Annotated in this window: 23 protein-coding genes; 10 read left to right on the top strand and 13 right to left on the bottom strand. The window is 69.6% G+C overall.

The window, feature by feature from the left end:
• Nucleotides 1-19: 19 nt before the first annotated feature.
• Complete coding sequence (locus IAI58_RS20345; protein ID WP_207446326.1) at nt 20-1,066, top strand: ketopantoate reductase family protein; 1,047 nt, start codon at nt 20-22, stop codon at nt 1,064-1,066.
• Here the strand turns inward: IAI58_RS20345 and IAI58_RS20350 are convergent.
• Genes IAI58_RS20350 through pcaDC form a run of 4 tightly spaced genes read right to left on the bottom strand, consistent with a single transcriptional unit; the run spans nt 1,063 to nt 4,932 of the window.
• The gene (locus IAI58_RS20350) at nt 1,063-2,427 is read right to left on the bottom strand and encodes a class-II fumarase/aspartase family protein (protein WP_207446328.1); all 1,365 of its coding nucleotides are present in this window, start codon (nt 2,425-2,427) and stop codon (nt 1,063-1,065) included. The two genes, IAI58_RS20345 and IAI58_RS20350, sit on opposite strands and share 4 nt — an antisense overlap.
• A 42-nt stretch (nt 2,428-2,469) precedes the next feature.
• Nucleotides 2,470-3,066 carry a protocatechuate 3,4-dioxygenase subunit alpha gene (gene pcaG, locus IAI58_RS20355; RefSeq protein WP_207446337.1) on the bottom strand — a complete coding sequence of 199 codons (597 nt, stop codon included), beginning with the start codon at nt 3,064-3,066 and terminating at the stop codon, nt 2,470-2,472.
• Entirely contained in the window at nt 3,059-3,772 is a 714-nt protein-coding gene (gene pcaH, locus IAI58_RS20360; RefSeq protein ID WP_207446447.1) for a protocatechuate 3,4-dioxygenase subunit beta, read from the bottom strand. Before pcaH ends, pcaG begins: the two co-directional genes overlap by 8 nt.
• Nucleotides 3,773-3,777: 5 nt before the next feature.
• On the bottom strand, nt 3,778-4,932 hold the full coding sequence (gene pcaDC / locus IAI58_RS20365) for a bifunctional 3-oxoadipate enol-lactonase/4-carboxymuconolactone decarboxylase PcaDC (protein ID WP_207446339.1): 1,155 nt from the start codon (nt 4,930-4,932) through the stop codon (nt 3,778-3,780).
• Between the two features lie 386 nt (nt 4,933-5,318).
• Between pcaDC and IAI58_RS20370 the strand changes: the two genes are divergently transcribed.
• Nucleotides 5,319-6,914, top strand: a complete 1,596-nt coding sequence (locus tag IAI58_RS20370; RefSeq protein WP_207446341.1) for a catalase — start codon at nt 5,319-5,321, stop codon at nt 6,912-6,914.
• A gap of 50 nt (nt 6,915-6,964) precedes the next feature.
• Here IAI58_RS20370 and IAI58_RS20375 read toward each other — a convergent pair whose 3' ends face one another.
• The 3 genes from IAI58_RS20375 to IAI58_RS20385 are packed head-to-tail and all read right to left on the bottom strand — an operon-like array spanning nt 6,965 to nt 9,469.
• On the bottom strand, nt 6,965-7,759 hold the full coding sequence (locus tag IAI58_RS20375) for a segregation and condensation protein A (protein WP_207446342.1): 795 nt from the start codon (nt 7,757-7,759) through the stop codon (nt 6,965-6,967).
• Between the two features lie 5 nt (nt 7,760-7,764).
• Nucleotides 7,765-8,424, bottom strand: coding sequence for a hypothetical protein (locus tag IAI58_RS20380; protein WP_207446344.1), 660 nt, complete (start codon nt 8,422-8,424; stop codon nt 7,765-7,767).
• Between the two features lie 16 nt (nt 8,425-8,440).
• Entirely contained in the window at nt 8,441-9,469 is a 1,029-nt protein-coding gene (locus IAI58_RS20385; RefSeq protein ID WP_207446346.1) for a site-specific integrase, read from the bottom strand.
• A 268-nt stretch (nt 9,470-9,737) separates the two neighbouring features.
• On the opposite strand from IAI58_RS20385, the gene IAI58_RS20390 reads away from it, so the two are divergent.
• Nucleotides 9,738-10,745 (top strand): NAD(P)H-quinone oxidoreductase, encoded by a 1,008-nt coding sequence (locus tag IAI58_RS20390; RefSeq protein ID WP_207446348.1) that lies wholly within the window; start codon nt 9,738-9,740, stop codon nt 10,743-10,745.
• Nucleotides 10,746-10,776: 31 nt separating this feature from the next.
• On the opposite strand, the gene IAI58_RS20395 is transcribed toward IAI58_RS20390, so the two are convergent.
• Both IAI58_RS20395 and IAI58_RS20400 read right to left on the bottom strand, forming a co-directional pair.
• Nucleotides 10,777-11,307 (bottom strand): gamma carbonic anhydrase family protein, encoded by a 531-nt coding sequence (locus IAI58_RS20395; RefSeq protein ID WP_207446349.1) that lies wholly within the window; start codon nt 11,305-11,307, stop codon nt 10,777-10,779.
• 97 nt (nt 11,308-11,404) lie between these two features.
• Nucleotides 11,405-13,132 (bottom strand): IlvD/Edd family dehydratase, encoded by a 1,728-nt coding sequence (locus IAI58_RS20400; RefSeq protein WP_207446350.1) that lies wholly within the window; start codon nt 13,130-13,132, stop codon nt 11,405-11,407.
• Between the two features lie 180 nt (nt 13,133-13,312).
• Between IAI58_RS20400 and IAI58_RS20405 the strand changes: the two genes are divergently transcribed.
• From IAI58_RS20405 to arfA, 7 genes are all read left to right on the top strand, one after another.
• Complete coding sequence (locus IAI58_RS20405; protein WP_207446351.1) at nt 13,313-14,254, top strand: ArsR/SmtB family transcription factor; 942 nt, start codon at nt 13,313-13,315, stop codon at nt 14,252-14,254.
• Between the two features lie 116 nt (nt 14,255-14,370).
• Nucleotides 14,371-16,257, top strand: a complete 1,887-nt coding sequence (locus tag IAI58_RS20410; protein WP_207446352.1) for an ABC transporter substrate-binding protein — start codon at nt 14,371-14,373, stop codon at nt 16,255-16,257.
• A gap of 61 nt (nt 16,258-16,318) precedes the next feature.
• The gene (locus IAI58_RS20415) at nt 16,319-17,323 is read left to right on the top strand and encodes an ABC transporter permease (RefSeq protein ID WP_207446353.1); all 1,005 of its coding nucleotides are present in this window, start codon (nt 16,319-16,321) and stop codon (nt 17,321-17,323) included.
• A gap of 3 nt (nt 17,324-17,326) precedes the next feature.
• A complete protein-coding gene (locus tag IAI58_RS20420; protein WP_207446360.1) occupies nt 17,327-18,187 on the top strand; it encodes an ABC transporter permease in 861 nt (286 codons plus the stop codon).
• Entirely contained in the window at nt 18,187-19,224 is a 1,038-nt protein-coding gene (locus IAI58_RS20425) for an ABC transporter ATP-binding protein (protein WP_207446362.1), read from the top strand. Before IAI58_RS20420 ends, IAI58_RS20425 begins: the two co-directional genes overlap by 1 nt.
• Entirely contained in the window at nt 19,221-20,081 is an 861-nt protein-coding gene (locus tag IAI58_RS20430) for an ABC transporter ATP-binding protein (RefSeq protein WP_207446364.1), read from the top strand. The genes IAI58_RS20425 and IAI58_RS20430 overlap by 4 nt, the downstream gene beginning before the upstream one ends.
• Before the next feature lie 43 nt (nt 20,082-20,124).
• Nucleotides 20,125-21,657, top strand: a complete 1,533-nt coding sequence (arfA, locus tag IAI58_RS20435) for an arabinosylfuranosidase ArfA (RefSeq protein ID WP_237182332.1) — start codon at nt 20,125-20,127, stop codon at nt 21,655-21,657.
• 15 nt (nt 21,658-21,672) lie between these two features.
• On the opposite strand, the gene IAI58_RS20440 is transcribed toward arfA, so the two are convergent.
• From IAI58_RS20440 to IAI58_RS20455, 4 genes are all read right to left on the bottom strand, one after another.
• Complete coding sequence (locus IAI58_RS20440; protein ID WP_207446372.1) at nt 21,673-23,190, bottom strand: tripartite tricarboxylate transporter permease; 1,518 nt, start codon at nt 23,188-23,190, stop codon at nt 21,673-21,675.
• A gap of 16 nt (nt 23,191-23,206) precedes the next feature.
• Nucleotides 23,207-23,728, bottom strand: a complete 522-nt coding sequence (locus IAI58_RS20445) for a tripartite tricarboxylate transporter TctB family protein (protein ID WP_207446374.1) — start codon at nt 23,726-23,728, stop codon at nt 23,207-23,209.
• Between the two features lie 34 nt (nt 23,729-23,762).
• Nucleotides 23,763-24,764, bottom strand: coding sequence for a Bug family tripartite tricarboxylate transporter substrate binding protein (locus tag IAI58_RS20450; RefSeq protein WP_207446376.1), 1,002 nt, complete (start codon nt 24,762-24,764; stop codon nt 23,763-23,765).
• Between the two features lie 83 nt (nt 24,765-24,847).
• Nucleotides 24,848-25,909 (bottom strand): 4-hydroxythreonine-4-phosphate dehydrogenase PdxA, encoded by a 1,062-nt coding sequence (locus IAI58_RS20455; RefSeq protein ID WP_208776260.1) that lies wholly within the window; start codon nt 25,907-25,909, stop codon nt 24,848-24,850.
• Nucleotides 25,910-26,011 lie beyond the last annotated feature (102 nt).

A 26,011-nucleotide genomic window follows, 5' to 3' on the forward strand; every position in this document is an offset into this window, starting at 1 on the left:
CCATGACGGAGGGCGGGACATGAGCGAGGACAGGCTGTTGATCTGGGGCGCCGGCGCGATCGGCGGGACTCTCGGCGCCTATCTGGCGCGCGCCGGAGAGGATGTGCTGCTGGTGGACCGGGCCGAGGACCATGTCCGCGCCATGAACACCAATGGCCTCATCATCGAGGGCCCGGTGGAGAGCTTCACCCAGCCCGTCTCCGCCGCCACCCCGGCCGAGGTGCGGGGCCGCTTCCGCCGCGTCATCCTGGCCGTGAAGGCACAGGACACGGTGGAGGCCGTGGAGGCGCTGCGCCCCTTCCTGGCCGATGACGGCTATATCCTCTCGGCCCAGAACGGGCTGAACGAGCTGGCCATCGCCGAGGCTGTCGGCGCGCGGCGCACCCTCGGCTGCTTCGTCAATTTCGGCGCCGACTGGCTGGAACCGGGGCGCATCCTCTTCGGCAACCGCGCCGCCGTGGTGGTGGGCGAGATCGACGGGCAGATCACCGACCGCGCCCGGCAGATGCACGCGCTGCTGCGGAAGTTCGAGCCGGACGCCGTGCTGACCGACAATATCTGGGGCTATCTCTGGGGCAAGCTGGCCTATGGCTCCATGCTCTTCGCCACGGCGCTGACCCAGGCCTCCATCGCCGACAACTTCGCCTCCGCGCGGCATGTGCCGGTCTGGCGGCGGCTGGGGAATGAGGTGATGGCCGTGGCCCGCGCCCGTGGCGTCACGCCCGTCGGCTTCAACGGCTTCGATCCCTCGGCCTTCCTGCCGGAAGCGCCGGAAGAGGCTTCCCGCCAGTCCATCGCGCAGCTTTCGGAGTTCAACCGCCCCTCCGCCAAGACCCATTCCGGCGTCTGGCGCGACCTGGCCATCCGCAAGCGCCGCACCGAGGTGGACGCGCAGATCGGCATCATCGCCCGGCTGGGCGCCGAGGCCGGCATCGACACCCCGGCCATCCGCAAGCTGGTCGAGCTGATCCACGATGTCGAGGAAGGCCGGCGCGTCCAGTCCTGGGAGACGCTGGACGCGCTGCTGGCGGTCTGCGAGAGCGCCGCGCCGGTGGTTCCGGCCTAGCGGGGCCGCAGGGCGGCGCCCACCCGCGCCGCCTCGCGCAGCACCGGCTCCACCCACTGGGCGGCGGCGGCGGTGGCATCGGTCAGCGTGAAGGCGCCGGCGATGTCCTGCCCGGCCCGCCGCACCTCCGGGTGGCGCTCCAGCACCGCCTGGAGCGTCCCGCCGCCGCGCCGGACCTCGGCGGCGGCTTCCTCCACCAGCGCATGGGCCCGCGCCCGCCCCAGCGGCCGGGCGAGCCGGCCCGCCACGGCATCGGCGAAGAGCAGGCCCTGCGTCAGGTCCAGATTGGCCCGCATGCGGGGCGGATCGACCTCCAGCCCTTCCGCCAGCGCGCGCGCCTCCCGCAGCGCGCCGGAGGCGAGGCCGAACAGCGCCGGCAGCGCGTGCCATTCGGCGTGCCACAGCCCCGCCGGGCGCTCATGCGACGCGCCCATCGCCTGCAACAGCGTGGCGGCATGGCCGGGCGCCGCCGCATGCGCCGCCAGGATCACGGTGCAGGAGACGGGGTTGCGCTTATGCGGCATGGCCGAGGAGCCGCCGCGCCCGGGCATGTAGGGCTCGGCCACCTCCCCCACCTCGGTCGAGGCCAGATTCGCGATATCGCCCGCCATCTTGCCGAGCGCACCCAGCAGCTGCGCGACCCAGCAGCCCAGCTCCGCCACGCGCCCGCGCCGGGCGTGCCAGGCGATCGGCGTGGTGCCCAGCCCCAGGGCCTTCGCGAAACCCTCCAGCACCGCCGGCCCCTGCTCCCGCAGCCCGGCCAGCGTCCCCACCGGCCCGGCGAGGGAGGCGACCAGCACCCGCTCCCGCAGCTCCGGCAGCAGGGCCGCGACCTCTGCGATGCCCGCCAGCCAGACCGCCAGCTTGTAGCCGAAGGTCAGCGGCGCGCCGTGCTGGCCATAGGTGCGGCCGATGCAAGGCGTCTGCCGGTGCGCGGCGGCGAGCGTGGAGAGGCCCGCGATCACCGCTTCCAGCTCGCCCGCGATCAGCCCCAGCGCCTCCCGCAGCTGCAGCACCAGGGCGGTGTCCAGGATGTCCTGCGTGGTGGCGCCCTTGTGGAAGGCGCCCTCCAGCTCCGGCGGCAGCAGCGCCTGCACCGCCTTGACGAAGGGAATGCTGGGCACGGCGGAGAGCATGGTCATCTGCCCCAGCGCCGCCATGTCCAGCCGCTCCGGCGCGATGGCCTCGATCGCCTCCGCCAGCCCGGCGGGCACGATGCCCAGCGCCGCCTGCGCCCGCGCCAGCGCGGCCTCGGTGGCCAGCATGGCGCGCAGCCGCGCGGTATCGGAGAAGCAGGCGCGCATCTCCGGCGTGGTGAAGAGCGGCCCGACCAGTTCGGAGTCCAGCGCGGAGAAGGTCATGCTCGTCCCATCGGCATCATCGGCGCGCAGCTTAGGCCGGGGTCAGACGGCCATCCAGACCGTCTCGCCCTCGCCCTGCAAGCGCAGGTCCAGGCTCCATTCGCCCGGGCCCGTCCGCCGCGCGACCAGGGTGCCGCGCCGCGCCGGCTCCACCGCGTTCAGCACGGGATCGCTGTCGTTCAGCGGCTCGCCCTCGAAGTAGAGGCGGGTGGAGAGGTGGTGCAGCAGCCCGCGCGCGAAGACCGCCAGCGCCACATGCGGCGCCTGCAGCCGGTTGGCGCGTTCATGCCCGCCCACCGGCACCGGCCCCGGCTTCAGCGTGGTGAAGCGGAAGCTGCCGTCCGTCCGCGTGGCGCAGCGGCCATAGCCCTGGAACTCGCCGGGCGGCCCCTCGGGGTCCGGGTATTCGCCCCTGGGGTCGGCGTGCCAGATCTCCACCATCGCATCGCCCACCGGCGCGCCGGCGCCATCGGTGACGCGGCCGGTCAGGGTGATGCGCTCCCCAGGCGGCAGCGCATCCGCGAAATGCCGTGTCGTATCCGCCCATTCCGGGAAATCGACCAGATGCCAGTAGGGGCCGGCGGTCTGGCTGGCGGAGGCGATGGCGGGCCCGGCCTCGGGCGTCGGCGCGTCAGTCATGGTGGTCATCCTCCATCGGCGTCGCGTCGCGCCCGCGCAGCACCACGTCGAAGCGGTAGCCCAGCGCCCATTCCGGCTTCGTCAGCGACAGGTCGAATGTCGCGACCAGCCGGTTGCGCGCGGCCTCGTCCGGCACGGTGTTGAAGATGGGGTCCAGCGCCAGCAGCGGGTCGCCGGGGAAATACATCTGGGTGATCAGCCGCTGCGCGAAGCCGGCGCCGAAGAGGCTGTAGTGGATGTGGTTGGGCCGCCAGGCATTGTCGTGGTTGCGCCAGGGATAGGCGCCGGGCTTGATGGTGACGTAGCGGTACCAGCCGTCCTCATCCGTGAAGACCCTGCCCTGACCACTGAAATCCGGGTCCAGCGGCGCGTCGTGCTGGTCGCCCTCGTGGTTGTAGCGGCCGGCGGCATTGGCCTGCCAGACCTCCACCATGGCGTTGCGGATGGGGCGGCCATCCTCGTCCAGCACCCGGCCACCGACGATGATGCGCTCGCCCATCGCATGGCCGCGCCCGTCGCGCAGCAGCGACAGATCCGCCGTTTCGGGATAGCGGTCCGGCGAGAAGCGGGGCGCGCTGGCCTCGGTCGGCGTATGCGGCACGCGCAGCAGCGGCTGGCTGGGGTGGCGCAGGCGCGTGCTGCCATAGGCCGGGGCGTCGTAGGGCGGCTGGGTGCCGGCGGCGGGCCGGCGATAGCCGGAGACGATCTCGCTCACGACTCTTCCTCCATCTGCTTCAGCGTCTGCTTGGCCAGTTTCAAAGCATGGTTGGCGGCGGGGACGCCGGCATAGGCGCCGACCTGTAGCAGCACCTCCGCGATCTCCTCCGGCGTCACGCCGGTGTTGCGGGTGGCGCGGACATGCAGGACGAATTCGCCCTCCCGCCCCAGCGCCGCCATCATCGCGAGCGTGAGCAGGGAGCGGGTGTGGCGGGGCAGGCCGGGCCGCGTCCAGATGCCGCCCCAGACGCTGCGGGTGATGTAGTCCTGGAACGGCGCGTCCAGCGCGGTGACGGCGGCGCTGGCGCGGGCCACATGCGCCTCGCCCAGCACCTCCTGGCGCACGGCCATGCCGGCGGCGAAGGGGTCCTCGACCGCGGGCGCCAGGAAGCGCAGCATGGCCTCCGTCACCGCCTGCGGCTGCTCCGCCATCGGGATATGCGCGGCGCCGGCGATCACCTCCAGCCGCGCGCCGGGGATGGCGTCGCGCAGCGCCTCGGCGCTGGCCAGCGGCGTGGCGACATCGCCGTCGCCCACCAGCACCAGCGTGGGCTGGCGCAGCGTCCGCGTCATTCCTGTCAGGTCCGCCGCCGCGATGGCCTCGGCGGCGCCGGCATATCCCTCGGGGTCGGTGCGGCGCAGCATGGCGCGCAGCCCCTGCGCGACCGGGCTGTTCAGGGCGGCGGGCGTGACCCAGCGGGCCACCACCGCCTCCACCAGCGGCGCCATGCCCTCCCCCCGCGCCGTGGCGGCGCGACCGCGCCAGAGTTCGGCGGGCGGGATGGCCAGGGCGGTATCGACCAGCACCAGCCCGCGCACCCTCTCCGGCGCGGCACCCGCCATGGCCTGCGCCACCATGCCGCCGATCGAGACGCCCGCCACATGCGCGCCGCGGATGTCCAGCGCATCCAGCAGCGCCAGCATGTCCTGCGCCATCTCGCCGATGAAATAGGGGCCGGGCGGCACGGAACTCAGGCCATGGCCGCGCAGGTCCGGGCGGATCACCCGGAAGCTCTGGCGCAAGGTCTCGGCGGGATCGTCCCAGATGTGGTGGTCGGTGCCGAGGGAATGCAGCAGCAGCAGCGGCGCCGCCCCCTTCGGGCCGTCGATCTGCACATGGATGTCGAGGCTGCCGGCCCTGACGAACATCAGCGGCCTCCCCCGCGCCGCGGCGCGCCGGCATCGGCGGCGCGGCGGTTCGGCGCGGCGGCCGGCGACGTGATGGCCCGTCCTGCGCGGATGGTCGGCTGCATGGCTTTCCTCCCTTTATGAGCGGGATATCGGACCATCCGGCCTCATCTTGCCATAGACGATCCGTTCAGATCCTTGGACAAATCGGTCAGGCCATCGCCGCCATGGCAGTCAGCCCGCCTTCGGTCCCTGCGGCGGGAGCCTGGGAGAGTTGGAGAATCGCGGCAGCCCGCGAAGGGTCTGCCTGTTGCGGTGCATCATCAATTGGGCGCGAAGAGCGGCTTTAGACACCTAAACCCGGCCCACATATGGCCATACCGTCAGGCACAAAGGGAGGCCGTTCCATGAGCGAAGATCGCAAGGTCCTGACGACGCGTCAGGGCCATCCCGTCTACGATAACCAGAGCCTGCGCAGCGTCGGCGAACGTGGCCCCGCCACGCTCGAGAATTACCAGTTCATCGAGAAGATCACCCATTTCGACCGGGAGCGCATCCCGGAGCGTGTGGTGCATGCCCGCGGCGTGGGCGCCCACGGCCATTTCGAGGCCTATGGCAAGATCGGCAACGAGCCCGCCAGCAAATACACCCGCGCCCGCGTGCTGACCGAGGCGGGGGTGAGGACGCCGGTCTTCGTCCGCTTCTCCACCGTCATCGGCTCGAAGGACAGCCCGGAGACGGCGCGCGACCCGCGCGGCTTCGCCGTGAAGTTCAAGACGGTCGAGGGCAACTGGGATCTCGTGGGCAACAACCTCAGGATCTTCTTCATCCGGGACGCTATCAAGTTCCCGGACATGATCCACGCCTTCAAGCCCGACCCCGTGACCAACCGCCAGGAGCCCTGGCGCTTCTACGATTTCGTGGCGCATCACCCCGAGGCACTGCACATGGTGACCTGGGTGAAGAGCCCCTGGGGCATCCCCGCCAGCTACCGGCACATGGAAGGCTCCAGCGTCAATACCTACAAGCTGGTGAACGACCAGGGCGTCGCGCATCTGGTGAAGTTCAGCTGGGTGCCCCGGCAGGGCGTCTCCAACCTGACCAGCGCGGATGCGGCCAAGATCCAGGCCCAGGATGTCGGCCACGCCACGAAGGATCTCTACGACGCCATCGAGCGCGGGGAATATCCGGAGTGGGAATTCTGCGCGCAGCTCATGTCGGACGACCCGCATGACGAGCTGGACTTCGACCCGCTGGACGACACGAAGCGCTGGCCGGAGGACAAGTTCCCGCTGCTGCCGATCGGCCGCCTGGTGCTGGACCGCGTGCCCGACAACTTCTTCGCCGAGGTCGAGCAGTCCGCATTCGGAACGGGCGTGCTGGTGGATGGCATCGACTTCTCGGACGACAAGATGCTGCAGGGCCGCACGCTCTCCTATTCGGACACGCAGCGCTACCGCGTCGGCCCCAACTACCTGCAGCTGCCGATCAACGCGCCGCAGCAGGGTGCCCAGGCCCATACCAACCAGCGGGACGGGCAGATGACTTATGTCGTCGATGGCGGCGGCCAGAACAGGCACGTCAACTACGAGCCGAGCATGATGGGCGGCCTGCAGGAGGCACCAAAGCCGCAGAAGGAACACCACCAGTGGGTGGAAGGCCATCTCGGCCGCTACCAGACCAGCCGCACGGCCGATGACTACCGCCAGGCCGGCGAGCGGTACCGTTCCTTCGAGGACTGGGAGCGCGACGACCTGATCGCGAATATGGTCGCGGACATGAAGGAATGCCCGGAGCCCATCGCGCTGCGGATGGTCTGGCACTGGTGGCATTGCGACGAGGACTACGGCCGCCGCGTGGCCGAGGGCGCGGGCATCGACCTGCAGAAGGCCCTGGCCCTGCCGCCGCTGCCCAACCGCCCGCCGCCGGGCCAGAAGCTGCAGCAGCCGACCTATACCAGCGGCCAGCCCGAGAGCGCCCAGGGGCGCGACGCCGCGAACTGACGCAACGGGCCGGAAAGTGGAAGGGGGAGGACAGACTGTCCTCCCCTTTCTCATGCGTGGCGCGGCGTCGCGTCCAGGGCGCTGAGGAAGATCGGGCCGAAGGGCGCCTCCTGCTCCAGCCGCAGGACGCCCTCCCCCGCCAGTTGCAGCCCGGCCAGGAAGGTGGATGCCACGGCGGAGCGGCGCTTCAGCGCGGCCTGGGGGTGGCCCGGCGGGATCTGTGGCAGGAAGTGCCGCAGCGGCCCGCCCGCGGGCCGGGCGGTCAGGATCTCGCGGATGCGGATCAGCGCCTCCGGCATGCGGACGAGGTCCGGCGGCGCGGGGCGATATGGGGTGACCGGAGTCACCTCCCGCCCGACGCGCCCCTCCAGCATCACCAGCACGGCTTCCAGGAAGGCCAGCACCATTTCCGAGCGGGGGCGGGTGGGCCTTTCCCGCTGGCCGCGCGCGTGGAAGTCCCGCCCCAGCTGCGGCCGCGCGCCCAGCCATTCCGCCGCCGCGCGCATCAGCGCCAGCTCTTCCAGCTGCGCCATGCGGCGCTGGGCTTCCTCCTCGGCGCGCTCGGCTTCCTCGGGGCCGGCGGGGGCCAGAAGCTGCGCCTTCAGCAGCACCAGCTGGCTGGCCAGCACCACCCAGGCGCTGCGCTGCTCCAGCGGCACATCATCGGCATGGGCCTCCAGCGCCGCCACGAACTGGTCCACCAGCGCCAGGATCGAGAGCTGGCGCAGGTCCACACGGTGCCGCCGCACCATCTCCACCAGGAAATCCAGAGGCCCCGAAAAGCCCTCGACGCTGAGCACGGGCGCGCGGCCCGCGGGCGGCGCATCCGTGGCGGGCTCTTCCATCCGCGTCACCTGCCCCGGCGCCGCACGGCCTTCGGCCGGGCCTGCGGCGCCTCCTCCTCCCCGTATTGCGGCCGCAGGTCCAGCACCAGCACCGGCCAGTCCCGCCGCAGCCGCGCCAGGGCACGCCAGGGCGACCAGTCGGCCGACCAGAATTCCACGTCCATGCGGTCCGTGCGGGTGCTGCGCCTGTCCTGCCCGCCCGGCAGCAGCCGGACCTGCCGCAGGGCGCGGGTGGTGCCCCAGTGCGACCAGAGCCAGGCGAGAGCCTGCGGATGGTCCGGCCCCAGGGCCAGCACGGTGGGCGGCACGGGCACCAGCCGGTGCAGGTCGAAGGGGCAGCGCCGGTCCTGGTCCAGCCGGGACAGTGCCCGTGCCTGGTTCGCCGCCGCCGCCTCCCGCAGCCGCCGCGCCAGGATCTTGGCGCCGGAGAGGCTGATGGCGGGCCGGTCCTCCTCGGGCGCGGCCAGTTGCAGCAGCCAGTCCTCCTCCATCCCCGCCAGGTCCAGCACCCAGGGGATGACGCCCGCGCCTGCCGCCGCCACGCGGAACCGCGCCATCTCCGCCGCCGGGCCGCTGATGGTCAGGAGATGACGCAGCCAGTCGGTATGCGGGGGCGCCTGGATTTCCTCCAGGGCCCAGGGCGCGGCTGGGGCGGCCATGTCCATGCGCGGCCCTCCCCCGTCAGAGGTTCAGCAGCCGGGCCGGGCTGTCCTGGGTGATCTTGGCGCGGCGGCGGTAGCCCTGTGTGGTCGAGTAATCGGACTGCCGGGCGTGCTGCATCACCTGCTCGTCCAGCGCGCCGTTCAGATAGGCCTCGGTGATGAAGCCGGCGCGCAGGCCATGCGGCGAGAGCCGCTCCCGCTCATCCACCACCAGCCCCGCCCTTTCGGCCCGGCGGCGCAGGATGCGCCAGACACCCTGCGGGCTCAGCCGGTCCTCCAGCGTGCCGGCGGCGGTGACGCGGCGGAAGACGGCGCCGTATTCGATGCGCGTCCGCTGCAGCCACTGTTCCACCGCCCGCACCGGGCAGGTCAGCGGGTTCAGGCCGCGCGGGATGCCGAGATCGGCCCCCTCCCCCTCCTGGTCGCGCTTGGAGCGCGGGATGTGCAGCGTCATGCCGTCGGTGGTGAAGCGCAGATGCTCGCGGTCGATGGCCACCAGCTCCGACCGCCGCAGGGCGCCGGCGAAACCGGTCAGGAAGATGGCCCTGTCCCGCAGCCCCGCCAGGTCGGTGCCGCAGGCGTTCAGCAGCAGCTTCACCTCGGTCGAGGTCAGCGCCGCCGCCGGCCGCACCGGCTTGGCATGGGTGGCGAAGATGCCGCGCAGCGTGGCGCGGATGACGGGGTTGCCGGGCTGCCAGGGATGCCCGGCCTGCCGGTGCGCATGGGCGATGGCGGCCAGCCGCCGCTTCAGCCCGCTGCGCCCCAGGCTCCTGGCCAGGCTGGCCAGATGCCCGGCGATCACCACCGGCTCGGCCGGCAGGGCGCTGACGCCGCCATCCCGGCACCATTGCGAGAAGGCCTTCCAGTCCGAGGCATAGGCGCGGCGGGTATTCTCGGACAGCGCGCGGCCGGCATAGCCGGCGGCCCGGGCCACGGCCTCCCCGATGGGGCCGGCGAGCAGCGCCAGGGCCTCCGGCGGCAATGTCCCGGCCGCCAGGCGCTGGAGGGAGGGTGGCAGGATCTCCGGTTCCGGCTTCGGCTTGGTCATGGGCCCTCCCAGGGGTTCAGCCGCGGCGGGTGGGGAAGGCGGTCACCCGCGCATCCGGCGCGCCCGCACCGGCTGCGCGTCGGCAGCGTGGCGCATCAAGAGGCCGGCCATTCCGGAACCCCCACCCCCCCGGGCGGAACGAATACTGTTACTGGCTGGACTGATAGCACGCGGGCGGCGCGCATGCACCCGCCGCCGCTGAGGCGATTTTGACTGGCATGGCGGCGCCGAGGCGCCATCTGCCGGACAGACCAGCGGAGGAACACCCATGCCACTCCCCACAACCATGCGCTTCATCGACCTCCCCGCGCCGGGGGATGCCGGGGCGCTGCGGCCCGCGACCGGCCCCCTGCCCCGGCCCGCTCCCGGGGAGGTGCTGCTGCGGGTGGAGGCCGCCGGCGTGAACCGGCCGGATGTGGAGCAGCGGCGCGGCAACTACCCGCCACCCCCCGGCGCCAGCCCCGTGCTGGGGCTGGAAGTGGCGGGCGAGGTGGTGGCGCTGGGCGAGGGCGTGGAGGCGCTGAAGCCGGGCGACCGCGTCTGCGCCCTGGCCAATGGCGGCGGCTATGCCGAATACTGCGCCGTGCCGGCCGTGCAATGCCTGCCCTGGCCCGCCGGCTATGACGCCGTGCGCGCGGCCGCCCTGCCGGAGACCTATTTCACCGTCTGGGCCAATCTCTTCCAGATCGGGCGCCTCTCGGCCGGGGAGAAGCTGCTGGTGCATGGCGGCACCAGCGGCATCGGCGTCACCGCCATCAAGCTGGCGCGCGCCTTCGGCGCCACGGTCTATGCGACGGCGGGGTCGGAGGAGAAATGCGCGGCCTGCCGGAGCTTCGGCGCCGAGGCCGCGATCAACTACCGCGACAGCGACTTCGCGGAGGAGGTCGCCCGCCTGACCGGCAAGCGCGGGGTGGATGTGGTGCTGGACATGGTGGGCGCCGACTACCTGGCCGGCAATCTCCGCAGCCTCGCCCCCGGCGGGCGCCTCGTCATCATCGGCTTCATGGGCGGGCGCTTCGCCGACAGGGTGGACCTGGCCCGCATCGTCACGCGGCGCCTGACCGTCACCGGCTCCACCATGCGGCCGCGCGGCGCGGCGGAGAAGGGCGGCATCGCGCGCGAGCTGCGGGAGAAGGTCTGGCCGCTGCTGGAGCGGGGCGAGTGCGGGCCGGAGATCTACCGGGTCCTGCCGCTGGAGGCGGCGGCGGAGGCGCACCGGCTGATGGAGGGCAGCGGCCATATCGGCAAGATCATGCTGCGCGCCGGCCAGGGCTGAGGGGCGCAGGACGCCCCCCCGGCGCGCCGGGTCAGTCGATCCGGCGCAGCCCGGCGGCGAAGCGGCGGGAATTGGCGACGTAATGGGCGGCCGAGCGCATGAGCTTCTCGGCCGCCGCCGCATCCAGGGTCCGCACCGCCCGGGCCGGCGCGCCGACGATCAGCGAGTAGTCCGGGAATTCCTTGCCCTCCGTCACCAGGGCATTGGCGCCGACGATACAATGGGCGCCGATGCGCGCGTTGTTCAGCACCGTGGCGCCCATGCCGATCAGGCTGCCGTCGCCGACGGTGCAGCCATGCAGGATGGCATGGTGGCCCACTGTGACATCGGCGCCGACGGTGAGCGGCGCGCCGGGATCGGCATGCAGCATCGCGCCTTCCTGGATATTGGTGCGGGCGCCGATGCGGATGGTCTCGTTGTCCCCCCGCGCCACGGCGCCGAACCAGAAGTTGACATCCTCCCCCAGCACCACGGCGCCGATCACATGGGCATCGGGCGCCAGCCAGTAGCGGCCGGCCTCCGGCAGGGTCGGAGTGCGGTCATCCAGGGCATAGACGGGCATGGGCGGCGTTCCTCGGCTGGGCGGCGGGCCTTGGCGCCCGCCTTCCCGCCATTCAAGGCGGAGCCCGCCCGGAGGGCAAGCGCCCCCCCCCGCGCCCCTAGTGGTTATCGCGCGGCACCGGGGAGCCGCTGCGGCCCACCAGGAAGTCGAAATCCGCGCCCTGGTCGGCCTGGAGCACATGATCGACATAGAGGCGGGTATAGCCCCGGTCGAAATGCTCCGGCGGCGGTGTCCAGGCGGCACGGCGCGCGGCCAGCTCGGCGTCATCCACATGCAGGTGCAGGCTGCCCGCCTTGACGTCCAGCGTGATGAGGTCGCCGTTCCGCACCAGGGCCAGGGGGCCGCCCGCCGCCGCCTCCGGCGCCACATGCAGCACCACCGTGCCATAGGCGGTGCCGGACATTCGGGCATCGGAAATCCGCACCATGTCCCGCACGCCCTGCTTCAGCAGCTTCTGCGGCAGCGGCATGTTGCCGACCTCGGCCATGCCCGGATAGCCCTTGGGGCCGCAGTTCTTCAGCACCATGATGCAATCGGCGTCGATATCCAGGGCGTCGTCATCGACGGCGCGGTGCAGTTCCTCGATGCTCTCGAAGACCACGGCGCGGCCGGTATGCCGCATCAGGTGCGGCGAGGCGGCCGAGGGCTTGATGACCGCGCCATCGGGCGCGAGGTTGCCGCGCAGGATGGCGATGCCGGCATCGGGCTTGAAGGGCTGCTCCGGCGTGGTGATGACCTCGCGGTTCCAGCAGCGGGCGTCCTTCACGTTGTCCCAGATGCTCTGGCCATTGACGGTCAGCGCGTCCTTGTGCAGCAGCCCCTGCTCGCCCAGGTCGCGCAGCACCACCGGCAGCCCGCCGGCATAGTAGAAATCCTCCATCAGATACTGGCCGGAGGGCATCAGGTTGACCTGGCAATGCACCCCGCGCCCGAGGCGGTCGAAATCCTCCAGCGTCAGCTCCACGCCGATGCGCCGGGCGATGGCGATCAGATGCACCACGGCATTGGTCGAGCCGCCGATGGCCGCCAGGGTGCGGATGGCGTTCTCGAAGGCCTCCCGCGTCAGGATCCTGTCCGGGGTCAGGTCCTCATGGACCATGCCGACGATGCGGCGGCCGGCCATGCGCGCCAGCTCGTTGCGCCGGGCATCCACGGCGGGGATAGCGGCATTCGCCGGCAGGCCGATGCCCAGCGCCTCCACCATCGAGGCCATGGAGGAGGCGGTGCCCATGGTCATGCAGGAGCCATGGCTGCGGTTCATGCCCGCCTCGGCCTCATGGAATTCCCGCAGCGTGATCTCGCCCGCGCGGAGCTGCTCGCTCATGGAGATGATATTGGTGCCGGAACCGATGATCTGGCCCTGGTAGACCCCGCGCAGCTGCGGACCGCCGGAGACGCCGATGGCCGGCAGGTTGGCGCTGGCGGCGCCCATCAGCAGGGCAGGCGTGGTCTTGTCGCAGCCCATCAGCAGCACGACGCCGTCCAGCGGATGGGCGCGGATGCCCTCCTCCACATCCATGGCGGCGAGGTTGCGGAAGAGCATGGCCGTCGGCCGCATGGTCACCTCGCCCAGGGAGGAGACCGGGAATTCCAGCGGAAAGCCGCCGGCCTCCAGCACGCCGTAGCGGACATGCTCGGCGATGGTGCGGAAGTGGCTGTTGCAGGGGTTCAGCTCGGACCAGGTATTGCAGATGCCGACGACCGGGCGGCCATCGAACTGATCCTGCGGAAAGCCCCGGTTCTTCAGGAAGGAGCGGTAGTAGAAGCCCATCTTGTCCTGGCGTCCGAACCAGGCCTGGCTCCGCAGAGGCTTGTCGCCTTTCATATCCGTTTCCTCATGGGGCCGGGCGCGCCGCGGTCCCCACGGCGATGCATCGCTCTCGACCCTGATGCGACCTGGTGGCGCGATGCAGCCGCGCACACCGGTGCCCAGTCTATGTCGTCCGGGCCGCGCAACATACCAAAAAGCTGGATATGGACCCGCCAAACTGACACAGTCCGGCCAATGAGCAGCCTGTCAGACCGAAGCTTCGTCATGGTGCTGGCCGAGGAAAACGGAGAGGCGGTACGCAGCCTCGCCTCCCCTGTGCGGCTCCATATCCTGCGCCTGCTGCGCGAACAGGGGCCGATGAATGTCAACGACATCGGCCGGGCGCTGGGCCTGCCGCAATCAACCGTGGCCAGCAATGTGCAGATGCTGGAGAAGACGGCGCTGATCCGCACGGAAATCGTCAAAGCCAGCAAGGGCCAGCAGAAAATCTGCTCCACGCCGTTTGACGAGATCGTGATCCGCCTGCTGCCGCCCCCGGTGGAGCGCATGCAGAACCTGGTGGAGGTCGCCATGCCGCTCGGCCTCTATACCAGTTGTAGCGTCAGTGCCCCCTGCGGGCTCTGTTCCAGTGAGGGGGTGATCGGGCTGCTGGACGTGCCGGATTTCTTCCTCGACCCCGGGCGGATGCAGGCGACGCTGATCTGGTTTTCCCGCGGCTATGTCGAATACAAGTTCCCCAACAATGCCAAGCTGATGAAGAGCGGCATCGAGGCCCTGGAATTCAGCATGGAGATGTCCTCGGAAGTGCCGGGGACGAACCTGAACTGGCCTTCCGACATCAGCCTCTGGGTCAACAATGTCAGGATCGGCACCTGGACCTCGCCCGGCGACTACGGGGACAAGCGGGGTGCCTATACGCCGCGCTGGTGGAAGCTCGAAGGTTCGCAATACGGGCGCCTGACCACCTGGCAGATCACCCGGCGCGGCACCTACCTGGATGGCGAGAAGCTCTCCAACGTCAATCTCGCGCAGCTGGATCTTCAAAGCCACCACTCGATCCGCCTGCGGGTCGGCATTGCGGAGGGCGCGAAGAATCCTGGCGGCGTGAACATCTTCGGCCGGGGCTTCGGCAATCATGACCAGGACATCATGATGCGCCTGCGCCTACAGGACTGACGATTCCGTTCCATATCGGAGTTTCAGGTATATACCACTATTTTCGTTGACCTCAGGCGAAGACGGCTCGTAGCGTCTGCTCAAGGCCCGAAAACAGGGTTTGAAGGAGACGTCGGATGGAGATCCACCGCAGAACGCTGCTGGCGGCACCGCTTGCCCTGGCTGCTGGCCCGGCCGTTTCGCAAGGCTTCGCCGGCGGCCTTCCCCGCCACGAGACGCTGATCCTGGAGAATCCGGAGGGGACCATCCGCAATGCCGGCTGGTTCAACATCTGGACCGTCAATGCCGGCGGCCAGTATACCGGCCTGCACCAGCTGGCGCTGGATACCCTGTGGTACATGGACCCCGAGCAGGGCCTCGACGGCCCCTGGGACAATTCCCTGGCCGCCGAGAAGCCGCAGTACAACAGCGACTTCACGGAAATGACGGTCAAGCTCCGGCCCGGCATCCACTGGAGCGACGGCGTCGAGTTCACCTCCGCCGACCTCGCCTATACCGTCGACACGCAGATGAAGAACCTGGCGATGCGCTGGGGCGCGCTGCTGGCGCTGAATGTCGACAGTATCCAGACACCGGACCCCTATACCGCCGTCTTCCGGCTGAAGCGCCCGAACTCGCGCTTCCATTCCCTGTTCACGGTGCGCTTCAACGGCATCTGGATGATGCCCAAGCATGTCTTCGAGAAGCAGCCGGACCCGCTGCGCTTCGACTTCAACAAGCCCGTCAGCCTCGGCGCCTATGTGCTGCACAGCTACGACCCCGATGGAAAGCGCTTCACCTGGGAACGGCGCGAGGACTGGCAGCGCACCACGCTCGGCCGCTTCGGCCAGCCCGGCCCGCGCTATGTCAGCTATGTCGATGCCGGGCCGCCGGACAAGCGCGTCATCTCCCAGTTGAACCATGACCTGGACGTGATCCATGACGTGGCGCCGGAGGGGATGTTCACCATCGCCCGGCAGTCGAAATCCTCGCACGGGTGGTTTCCACAGTTCCCCTACGCGCATCCGGACCCGACATTGCCGGCGGTGCTGTTCAACCACCAGAACCCGCTGTTCCAGGACAGGCGCGTCCGCTGGGCGCTGGCGCTGCTGATCGATATCAAGGCTGTCGCCATGGCCTCCTACCGCGGCGCCGCCACGATCTCGGCCATCGGCATCCCGCCCACCGGCAACCATCCGCGGGACTACCACGAGCCGATGCAGGAATGGCTGACGGCCTTCGAGCTTGATACAGGCAAGCGCAAGATCAAGCCCTACGACCCCACCATCGGCAAGCAGATCGCGGACCTGGTGCGCCCCACGAACGAGGGCGTGCCGACGGACCCCGAGCAGATCACCAAGGCCTTCGGCCATGGCTGGTGGAAGCCCAACCCACAGGCGGCCCAGGAACTGCTGGAGGCGGCTGGCTTCAGGAAGCAGGGCAACAGCTGGCGCACGCCGGATGGCAAGCCCTTCACCATCCGCCTGATGGTGGAAGGCGAGGCGCGGCCGGTCATGACGCGCGCCGGCACCATGATCACGCAGAACTGGCGCCAGTTCGGCATCGATTCCCGCACCGAGGTCGCGCAGGGCAATATCATCGACCGCCGCAATGCCGGCGATTTCGAGGCCATCGTCTTCTGGAGCGTGGAGACCTATGGCGGCCATCCCGACCTCGCCTATTTCCTCGATAGCTGGCACTCGCAATTCGTCGCCCCGCCGGGCAAGCCGCAGCCGCCGCGCAACTACCAACGCTGGTCCAACCCCGAACTGGATGCCCTGATCGAGCGGATCCGCGGCATCGGCTTCGAGGACCCGCAGACCGTCGATCTGGGGCGCGAATATGCCAGGCTGGCGGTGCGGGAAATGCCGACCATCCCGCTGATGGCCTATAACGTCTTCACCACCATGGACGAGACCTACTGGACGGGCTTCCCCACCGCGGAGAACCCCTATGCCAACCCGGTCCCGAACTGGGGCAATTCCCGCTACATGATGGTGCGCCTGAAGCCGCGCCAGGGCTGACCACCTGAACCGCGCGGCCCTGTCCGGGGCCGCGCATCCTGCTCGACACGGGGGGGGCGGCATGCGGTCTTACGGGCTTTATCTGCTGAGGCGTCTGGCGCAGTTCGTGCTGGTCGTCTTCGTCGGCATCAACATCACCTATCTCATCACCCATGCGACGCCGATCGACCCGGTGGAGCAGACGATCGCGGCCGCCACCTCCTTCGGCCAGAGCAGCCCCGGGGCCATCGAGACCATGCGGGAATCCCTGCGGGAGCTCTATGGCACCGGCGGCAATCCGCTCCAGCAGTACATCGCCTTCTGGAAGCGCGTGGCGGTCGCGGATTTCGGTCCCTCCCTCTCGGCCTTCCCGACCCCGGTCACGGAGCTGATCGCCCGCGCGGTGCCCTGGACGGCGGGGTTGCTCACCGTCTCCACCCTGCTCGCCTGGGTTCTGGGCAACCTGCTGGGCGGGCTCGCGGGCTATTACCGCGAGAACCGGCTGCTGAAGCTGCTCGGCGCCATCGCCATGGGCGTGCACCCGATCCCCTACTACATCGTCGCCTTCGTGCTGCTGATCACCTTCGGCTTCCTCTGGCCGGTGCTGCCGATCACCGGCGCGCATGCGGATAACGTTCAGCGCGGGCTGAACCTGCCCTTCATCCTCAGCGTGATGCAGCATGCCATCCTGCCTTCCTTCTCCCTGATCCTGGTGGGCATCGGCTCCTGGTTCATGGGGATGCGCGCCCTCGTCTCCAACATCGTGACCGAGGATTACACGACCTATGCGGAACTGGCCGGCGTCCGGCAGTCCCGCGTCATGCGCTCCTATGTCATGCGGAACGCCATCACGCCGCAGGTGACGGGGCTGGCCATGTCCCTCGGCGCCATCTTCAACGGCGCCATCATCACCGAGCAGGTCTTCGGCTATCCCGGCCTCGGCTCGCTGCTGATCTCGGCCGTGCACGCGGGCGACTACAGCCTGGTCATCGGCGTCACCTCGGTCTCCATCATCGCCGTCTCGGCGGCGGTTCTGGTCGTGGACCTCCTCTACCCGCTGCTCGATCCGCGCATCCAGGGGCACTGACGCATGATCCGCATCTTCCGCGACCTGCTGCGCTACAACTGGGAATTCGGCCTGGGCTGCGCGCTGCTGCTGGTGGTGCTGAGCATCGCCTTCATGTCCTTCTTCTCCCCCTATCCGCCGCTGGATGTCTATGTCGTGCCGCCGGACATGCCGCCCTCGGCGCAGTACATCTTCGGCACGACCTCGCGCGGGCAGGACGTCTTCTGGCAACTGACCGCCGCCATCCGCAACACGCTGGCTTTCGGCGTGGTCGTGGCGGTCCTCAGCCGGATCATCTCCCTCACGGTCGGGCTGCTGGCGGGCTATCTGGGCGGGCGGGTGGACCGGGCGCTGATGTCCATCAACGACACCTTCATCGTCATCCCGCTCTTCCCGATCCTCGTGCTCTTCTACTTCGTCATGCGGGACAACATGTCCTGGGGCCTGCTGGCCCTGGCCGCCGCATGCCTGGGCTGGTCCTATGACGCGCGCCTCATCCGCTCCGCGACCATGAGCCTGCGGACACGGGAGTTCACGCATCAGGCCGTCTTCTCCGGCATGCGCGCGCCGGAAGTGGTGCTGCGGGAGCACCTGCCCTACGTGCTGCCGATCATCTTCTCCACCACCATGAACAACCTGAACTGGTCGATCGGGCTGGAGGTGACGCTCTCCGTCCTCGGCTTCACCGACATCAACACGCCCACCATTGGCGGCATGATCTACTGGGCCAACCAGCACGCCGCGCTGGTCTCGGGCATCTGGTGGTGGATGGCCTTCCCGGTCATCCTGGTGATCTGCCTCTTCCTCGGCCTCTTCCTGCTCGCCGTCTCCATGAACGAGTATATCGACCCGCGCAGCCGCCTGGCGCGGATGGGAGGCGCGTGATGCAGCAGGACGCCATCCTGGCCAGGCCGCGCCCGGCCTCCCGGCCCGGTCCGCTGCTCTCGGTCCGCGATCTCCGCGCCTATTACCAGATGCATTTCTTCGGCGTGACGCGGGAGATCCGTGCCGTGGACGAGATCTCGCTGGAGATCAGCCGGAACGAGATCTACGGCCTCGCCGGCGAATCCAGCTCGGGCAAGAGCAGCCTGATCAAGACCATCGCCCGCGCCATCCGGCCGCCGCTGAACGTGGTCGGCGGCAGCGTCACCTTCGATTTCGGCCAGGGGCCGCAGGATATCTACGGGCTGGATGCCCGCAGCCTGCGCGCCATCCGCTGGCGCAACCTCTCCTACATCATGCAGGGTTCAATGAACGTGCTGAATCCGGTGCGCCGGATCCGCCATGCCTTCATCGACTTCGCCTTCCGCCACATGGGCCTGCCCATGCCCGAGTTCCTGCGGCGGGTGGAAGCGCATCTGGCTCGGCTGAAGCTGGACCCGCATGTGCTGGATTCCTATCCGCACGAGCTGTCCGGCGGCATGCGGCAGCGCGTGACCATCGCCCTCGCTACGGTCTGCCGGCCGGAATTCATCATCGCCGACGAGCCGACCACCGCGCTGGATGTCGTGGTGCAGAAGGACGTCCTCGCCATGATCCGCGACATCCAGCAGGAGATGGGCTCCTCCATCCTCTTCGTCACGCATGACATGGCCGTGCATGCCAACCTGACGGACCGCCTGGGCATCATGTATGCCGGGCGGCTGGTGGAGGAGGCGCCGACACGCGAGCTCTTCCGCCACCCGCTGCATCCCTATACCCGGCACCTGATCGCCAGCCTGCCGCGCATCGGTGACGACAAGCCCAAGACGGGCCTGGCCGGCACGCCGCCCAACCTGGCAAATCCGCCCTCCGGCTGCCGCTTCCATCCGCGCTGCCCGCTGGCGATGGAGATCTGCCGCCGGGAATCGCCGCCGCTGGAGATGGTGGCGCCCGGTCATCGCGTGGCCTGCCATGCCGTGATGCAGGGGATCGTGTCATGAGCGCGCCGCTGCTGGAACTGCGCCATGTCAGCAAGACCTATGGCGGCGGCGGCTTGCTGCGGCGGCGCCAGACCCATGCGGTCAAGGATGTCAGCTTCGATCTGCGGGCGGATGTGCCGGAGGTCTTCGCCATCATCGGCGAATCCGGCAGCGGCAAGTCCACCCTGGCGCGGATGATCCTGAACAGCGTGGCGCCCAGCGAAGGCGCCATCCTCTTCAAGAGCCGGGACCTCTCCACCATCAGGGGCGCGGCGGACCGGCTGGAATTCATGCGCGCGGTGCAGCCGATCTTCCAGAACCCCTTCGAATCCTTCAACCCCCTCACCCGCGTGGACCGCTACCTGCACGCCACGGCGCGGCACTTCACGGGCGCGAGGAACCTGGCGGCGCAGGAGGAGAAGGCAGATGAGGCGCTGCGCAAGGTCGGCCTCTCCATCACCGAGATCCGTGGCCGCTTCCCGCACGAGCTCTCGGGCGGGCAGTTGCAGCGCGTCGCCATCGCCCGGGCGCTGATCCCGGGTCCCTCGCTGCTGGTGGCGGATGAGCCGGTGTCGATGATCGACGCCTCGCTGCGGATGACCGTGGTCAACCTCTTCCGCGCATTGCGGGATGAGCTTGGCGTGTCGATCGTCTACATCACGCACGACCTCGCAACGGCCTATTACATCAGCAACCGCATCGTCATCATGCAGCGCGGCGTGGTGGTGGAAGCCGGCGATGCGCGCAGCGTGCTGACCACGCCCCAGCACCCCTATTCCATCCTGCTGAAGGAATCCGTGCTCTCCGTCGAGGCGCCCGATGATGGGCCCGAGGCCGGGCGCTCTTCCCGCGGCAGCGATGCGAACCTTCCGGCGTGAGCCTGATACCAGGAAACGGAGACGTCCCTTGAAAGCCCAAGTGATGATCGATCGTGACTTCGCGATCGGCGAGACTGACCGCCGGCTGTTCGGCGCCTTCATCGAGCATCTCGGCCGCTGCGTCTATGGCGGCATCTACGAGCCCGGCCACCCGACCGCGGATGAGAAGGGCTTCCGCGGCGATGTCATGGCCCTGGTGAAGGAACTGGCGCCGACCATCATGCGCTATCCCGGCGGCAATTTCGTCTCCGGCTACAACTGGGAGGACGGCGTCGGCCCGGTGGAGCAGCGCCCCCGCCGCCTGGATCTGGCCTGGATGTCGACGGAGCCGAATACCTTCGGCACCAACGAGTTCATGGATTGGTGCCGGAAGACGGGCATCGAGCCGATGCTCGCCGTCAACCTCGGCACGCGCGGCGCGGATGCGGCGCGGAACTATGTCGAATACTGCAACCACCCCGGCGGCACCGCCCTGTCCGACCTCCGCCGGCAGCATGGCTGGCAGGCGCCGCACGACGTCAAGTTCTGGTGCCTGGGCAACGAGATGGACGGCCCCTGGCAGATGGAGACCAAGACCGCCTGGCAATATGGCCGCGCGGCGGCCGAGGCGGCCAAGATGATGCTCTGGATCGACCCGAGCCTGACGCTGGCGGCCTGCGGCTCCTCCTCCCGCAACATGCCCAGCTTCGGCGCCTGGGAGCAGGAGGTGCTGGAGCACACCTTCGACCATGTGGACTTCATCTCGCTCCACACCTACCTGAACAACTACAAGGAGGACACGCGGGCCTTCCTCGCCTCGTCCGACCTGATGGACAGCTTCATCGACGAGGTGGTGGCCATCGCCGACGCGGTGGCCGCGAAGCGCCGCTCCTCCAAGCGCATCATGCTCAGCTTCGATGAGTGGAATGTCTGGTACCGCACGCGCGGCAAGCGCGAGGGGCGGACGGTGCCTGGCTGGCCCGTGGCGCCGAGCATCCTGGAGGAAGCCTATAACATGGAGGACGCGCTGGCCTTCGGCGGCGCCTGCATCTCCCTGCTCAACCATGCCGACCGCATCAAGAGCGCCTGCCTGGCGCAGCTGGTCAATGCCATCGCGCCCATCATGACGGAGACCGGCGGGCCGGCCTGGCGGCAGACCATCTTCTATCCCTTCGCGCAGATGAGCAATCTCGGGCGCGGGCGGGTGCTGCGGGCGGCGGTCGAATCCCCCACCTATTCCGCCACCTATTACGACCCGCGCGGCACGCAGGAGCTGTATTTCCCGCTGCCGGAAGTGCCCTATCTGAAGCTCTCCGCCGTGCATGACCCGGAGGGCGGGCATGTCACGCTCTTCGCCCTGAACCGCAACCTGGACGAGCCGCTGGCCCTGGAAGCCGATCTGCGGGGCTTCGAGGGGATGGCCGTCTCCCAGGCCACGGTGCTGCGGAACGACGACCTGAAGGCGGTGAACACGAAGGAGCAGCCGGACCGGGTGAACCTCGCCCCGCTGGAGGGGGTGGAATGGTCCGGCGGGCGGCTCGGTGCCCGCCTGCCGCCGGCCTCCTGGTGCGTGATCCGCCTCAGCCCAACGGGCTGAGGCGGCGGCCCCGGTTCAGGGGAGGGTCGGCGCCGGGCCGGCCCCCCGCCGCGCCGGCCGGCGCAGCAGCGAGACCAGCGGCCAGAGCAGGAAGAGGATGGCCAGCGTGGCGATGGACCCGACCAGCGGGTTCGCCCAGAAGATGCCGAAGGCGCCGTGGGAGATGATCATGGACTGGCGGAAGGCATCCTCCGCCTTGTCGCCAATCACCATGGCCAGCACCAGCGGCGCGATGGGGTAGTCCAGCTTCTTCATGCCCCATCCCACGACGCCAAAGGCCAGCATCAGCCAGAGGTCGAAGCCCGCGCTGGCGACGCTCCAGGCGCTGATGACGCAGACCACGACGATCAGCGGCGCGACGATGGTGAAGGGCAGCCGCAGGATGGCGGCGAAGACCGGCACCGTCGCCAGCACCAGCACCACCGCCACGATGTTGGAGAGATACATCGAGGCGATCATGCCCCAGACGAAGTCCCGCTGCTCGATGAACAGCATGGGGCCGGGGTTCAGCCCCCAGATCATCAGCCCGCCCAGCATGACGGCGGCGGTGGCCGAGCCGGGGATGCCCAGCGCCAGCATCGGCAGCATGGCGGCGGTGCCTGCGGCATGGTCGGCCGTCTCGGGCGAGACGACGCCTTCCGGCTCTCCCCGGCCGAAGCGGGCGCCGTTGCGGGAGAAGCGGCGGGCGATGCCGTAGGACATGAAGGAGGCCGCCGTCGGCCCGCCCGGCGTGATGCCCATCCAGACGCCGATGGCGGCGGAGCGCAGCAGGGCCACCGCGTGGCGCGGCATGCCCAGGGCCGTCAGCAGCACCCGGCGCGGGGAGAGGGTCGTGGCGACCGGGCGGAATTCCAGCGAATCCTCCATCGTCAGCAGCAGCTCGCCGATGCCGAAGAGGCCGATGACCACGACCAGGAAGCTGACGCCGCGGATCAGCTCGGACATGTCGAAGGTCAGGCGCATGCCGCCGGAGACGATATCCATGCCCACCGTCGCCAGCGCGAAGCCCGTGGCGATGGAGACGATGGTCTTCAGCGCCGAGCCGCCGCCGAAGGCGACGAAGGAGGCGAAGGCCAGGAAATAGACGGCGAAATATTCCGGCGGCCCGAAGCGCAGCGCGAAGCGGGTGACGAAGCCCGAGAGCAGGGTGATGACGACGATGCCCACCAGCGCGCCGAAGCCGGCGGAGAGGAAGGCGGTCGTCAGCGCCTCGGTCGCCTTGCCCTGGCGGGCCATCGGGTGCCCGTCGAAGGTGGTGGCGACGGAGGAGGGCTCGCCCGGGATATTGAAGAGGATGGAGGTGGTGGAGCCGCCGAAGAGCGCGCCCCAGTAGGTGCTGGTCAGCAGGATGATGGCGGAGACCGGGTCCATGCTGAAGGTCAGCGGCAGCAGCAGGGTCACGCCGTTCGGCGCCCCCAGCCCCGGCAGCACGCCGACCAGGATGCCCAGCAGCACGCCGCCGATCATCAGCAGCACATGCTGGAAGGTCAGCGCGACGGAGAAGCCGTGCATCAGGGCGTCGAGATTTTCCATGCGGCGTCTCCTCCGCTCAGGCCAGGCCGAGCCAGGCTTCGATGGGGCCCTTGGGCAGCGGCAGCATGAACCAGTATTCGAAGGCCACCCAGTTGAAGAGCACGGCGCCGGCGGCGGTGACCAGCGCCGCCTTCCAGCCATGCCCCTGCAGCAGCACCATGCCGACGAGATAGAGGCTCATGGCGAGGTAGAGGCCGAGCGGCACGGTCAGCGCCACCAGCGCCACGATGGGCAGCAGGAAGCGCGCGACCTGGATGGCGGCCTTCGCGCCCAGCACCGTCTCGCCCGACAGCGCGCGGCGCTTCAGCAGGGCCTGGATGGCGATGCCGATGCTGGCGCCCATGGCGATCAGCCCCAGCCAGAAGGGCAGCGTGCCGGCCTGCGGCCCCTGGTCGGACCAGCCGACCGGATGCTCCAGCGCGCCCATCACCACCGTGGCGCCGAAGCCGAAGACCACGGCGGCCCCGATCAGTTCCAGGACCAGCCGCGACAGCAGCGGGGCATCCGCTCCGCCATGCCCGGCGTCGAGCTTGTCCATCGCGAATCCCCCCACTGTGCCCGCGCGCCGCGCGTCAGTTCACCAGCCAGCCTTCCTCGCGGAACAGCTCGCGCGAGGTCTTCTCATCCTCCGCCATGAAGGCGCGCAGGGCGTCGGCATCCATGAAGCGGGCGGTCTGGGAGGTGCGCTGGACGAATTCCTTCCATTCCGGCGTCTCGCTGACCTTGCGCAGCATGTCCGCGTAGAAGGCCTGCACGCCCGGCGGCACATTGCCCGGCAGGAAGACGGTGCGGGGCATGCGGTATTCGGTCAGCGGGATGCCCTGCTCGGCGCAGGTCGGGATATCGCCCCAGCTCTGGCCATTGGCGATGGGCGCCGAGGCCGGCAGCCGCTGCGGCGCGAAGACGCAGAGCGGCCGCACCTGCCCGCCCCGCCAGCCGCCCAGGCTCTCGGAAGGGTTGTTCACGTTGGAATGGATATGCCCGCCGGCCAGCTGCACCCCGGCCTCGCCGCCGGAGCGGAAGGGCACATAGGTCCAGCGGATCCCGGCCGCCTTCTCGATCAGCCGCGTCAGGATCTGGTCGGTGTCCTTGGACTGCGAGCCGCCCATGCGGAACTCGCCTTCCGGCGCGGCGCGCAACGCCTTCAGGTAGTCGGCCGCCGTCTCATAGGGCGAATCCGCCTTCACCCAGAGGGCGAATTCATCGAGCGCCATGGCGGCCACCGGCGTCAGCTCGGTGTGCTTCCAGGCCACCTTGGCCACCAGCGGCAGCAGCCAGGCGTTGGAGGTGCCGAAGAGCAGCTTGTGCGGGTCCTTCTCCGCCAGCTTCGTATAGACGAAGCCCTCGGCGCCGGAGCCGCCGCCCTTGTTGGAGACGACGACCGAGGTCGGCATCAGGTCGTATTTGGCGATGATGGACTGCACCGTGCGGGCGAAGGTGTCGGTGCCGCCGCCGGGGCCGGAGGCCACCACGAATTCCACGGGCTTGCCGGGCTTCCAGCTGGTCTGCGCCATGGCCGGCAGGGTGGCCGACAGGCCGAGCACGGCGCTGAGCGCCGTCAGGATCTTGCGCATTCTCGGAGTTCCTCCTCTGGTCGTTGCGCGCGCCCTCTTGCGGGGTTTCGGCGCGGGCCGGGCGGGCGCCCGGCGGGGATGGGTCAGGCCGCCATGGCGGCCCGGGCATCGAGCAGGGAACCCGCCGCGTCCGGCCGCCGCCGGCGCTGCGCCGCGCCCATGCGGGCGGCCAGCAGCAGCGCGTTGCGGGCGGCGCCGGGATGGGCGATGCCCTTGCCCGCGATGTCATAGGCCGTGCCGTGCGCGGGCGTGCAGATCGGGAAGGGGAAGCCGCCCAGCAGCGTCACGCCCTCCTCGAAGCCGATCAGCTTCATCGCGATCTGGCCCTGGTCGTGATACATGGTCAGCACCGCGTCGAACTCGCCGCGCCGGGCGCGGACGAAGACGGTGTCGGAGGGGTAGGGGCCGTCGCAGCCGATGCCCTGGCGCTTCGCCTCCTCGACCGCCGGGCCGATCACCTCGATCTCCTCCCGCCCGAAATTGCCGTTGTCGCCGGCATGCGGGTTGAGCGCCGCCACGCCGATGCGCGGGGAGGCCAGGCCGGAATCGCGCAGCGCCGTCTCGGTCAGGCGCAGGTTCTCCAGGATCGCCTCACGCGTGATCAGCCGCGCGACGCCGGAGAGCGGCACATGCGAGGTGACGCGGGCATTCCAGAGCCCTTCCAGCACGTTGAATTCCTTCGCCGTGCCCTGGAAGCCGATGAAGCGCGCGGTGAAGGCGATCTCGTCGTCGTAATCCGGCACGTGCAGCCGCATCGCGCCCTTGTTGAAGGGCGTGAAGCTGACGGCATCGGCATGGCCGCGCATGGCCAGAGCCAGGGCGTATCGGAAATTCTCGGCGGCGAAGCGCCCGCCGGCCTCGCTGATCTGCCCGCGCTGGATCGTGGAGGGGTCGAGCGTGCCGAGATCGACCAGCACGGGCCTGGAGAGGTCCCGCGGCAGCGGCGCATCGGGCGCGATGACATGGAGGTCGAGGGGCACCCCGGCGATGCGCGCGCCCTCCTCCAGCACGCGGCGGTCGCCGATGGCGATCAGCCCCGCCGCGGCCCGCACATCCGGGTCCGCCAGCATGCGCGCGGAAAGCTCCGGGCTGATGCCGGCGGGATCGCCCATGGCGAAGGCGATCACGGGCGCTGCGTCCGTCATGCGTTCTCTCCCAGTCTTGCGGCCCGCTCGTGGACCATCGTTGCGTATTGTGTGCTCTGTATGCAGAATAACCGCAAGGGCTTTCACGCCGCGGCCATGCCA

Origin of the sequence: Roseomonas marmotae (assembly GCF_017654485.1) — a bacterium.
In the GTDB taxonomy this organism is placed as follows: Bacteria; Pseudomonadota; Alphaproteobacteria; order Acetobacterales; family Acetobacteraceae; genus Pseudoroseomonas; species Pseudoroseomonas marmotae.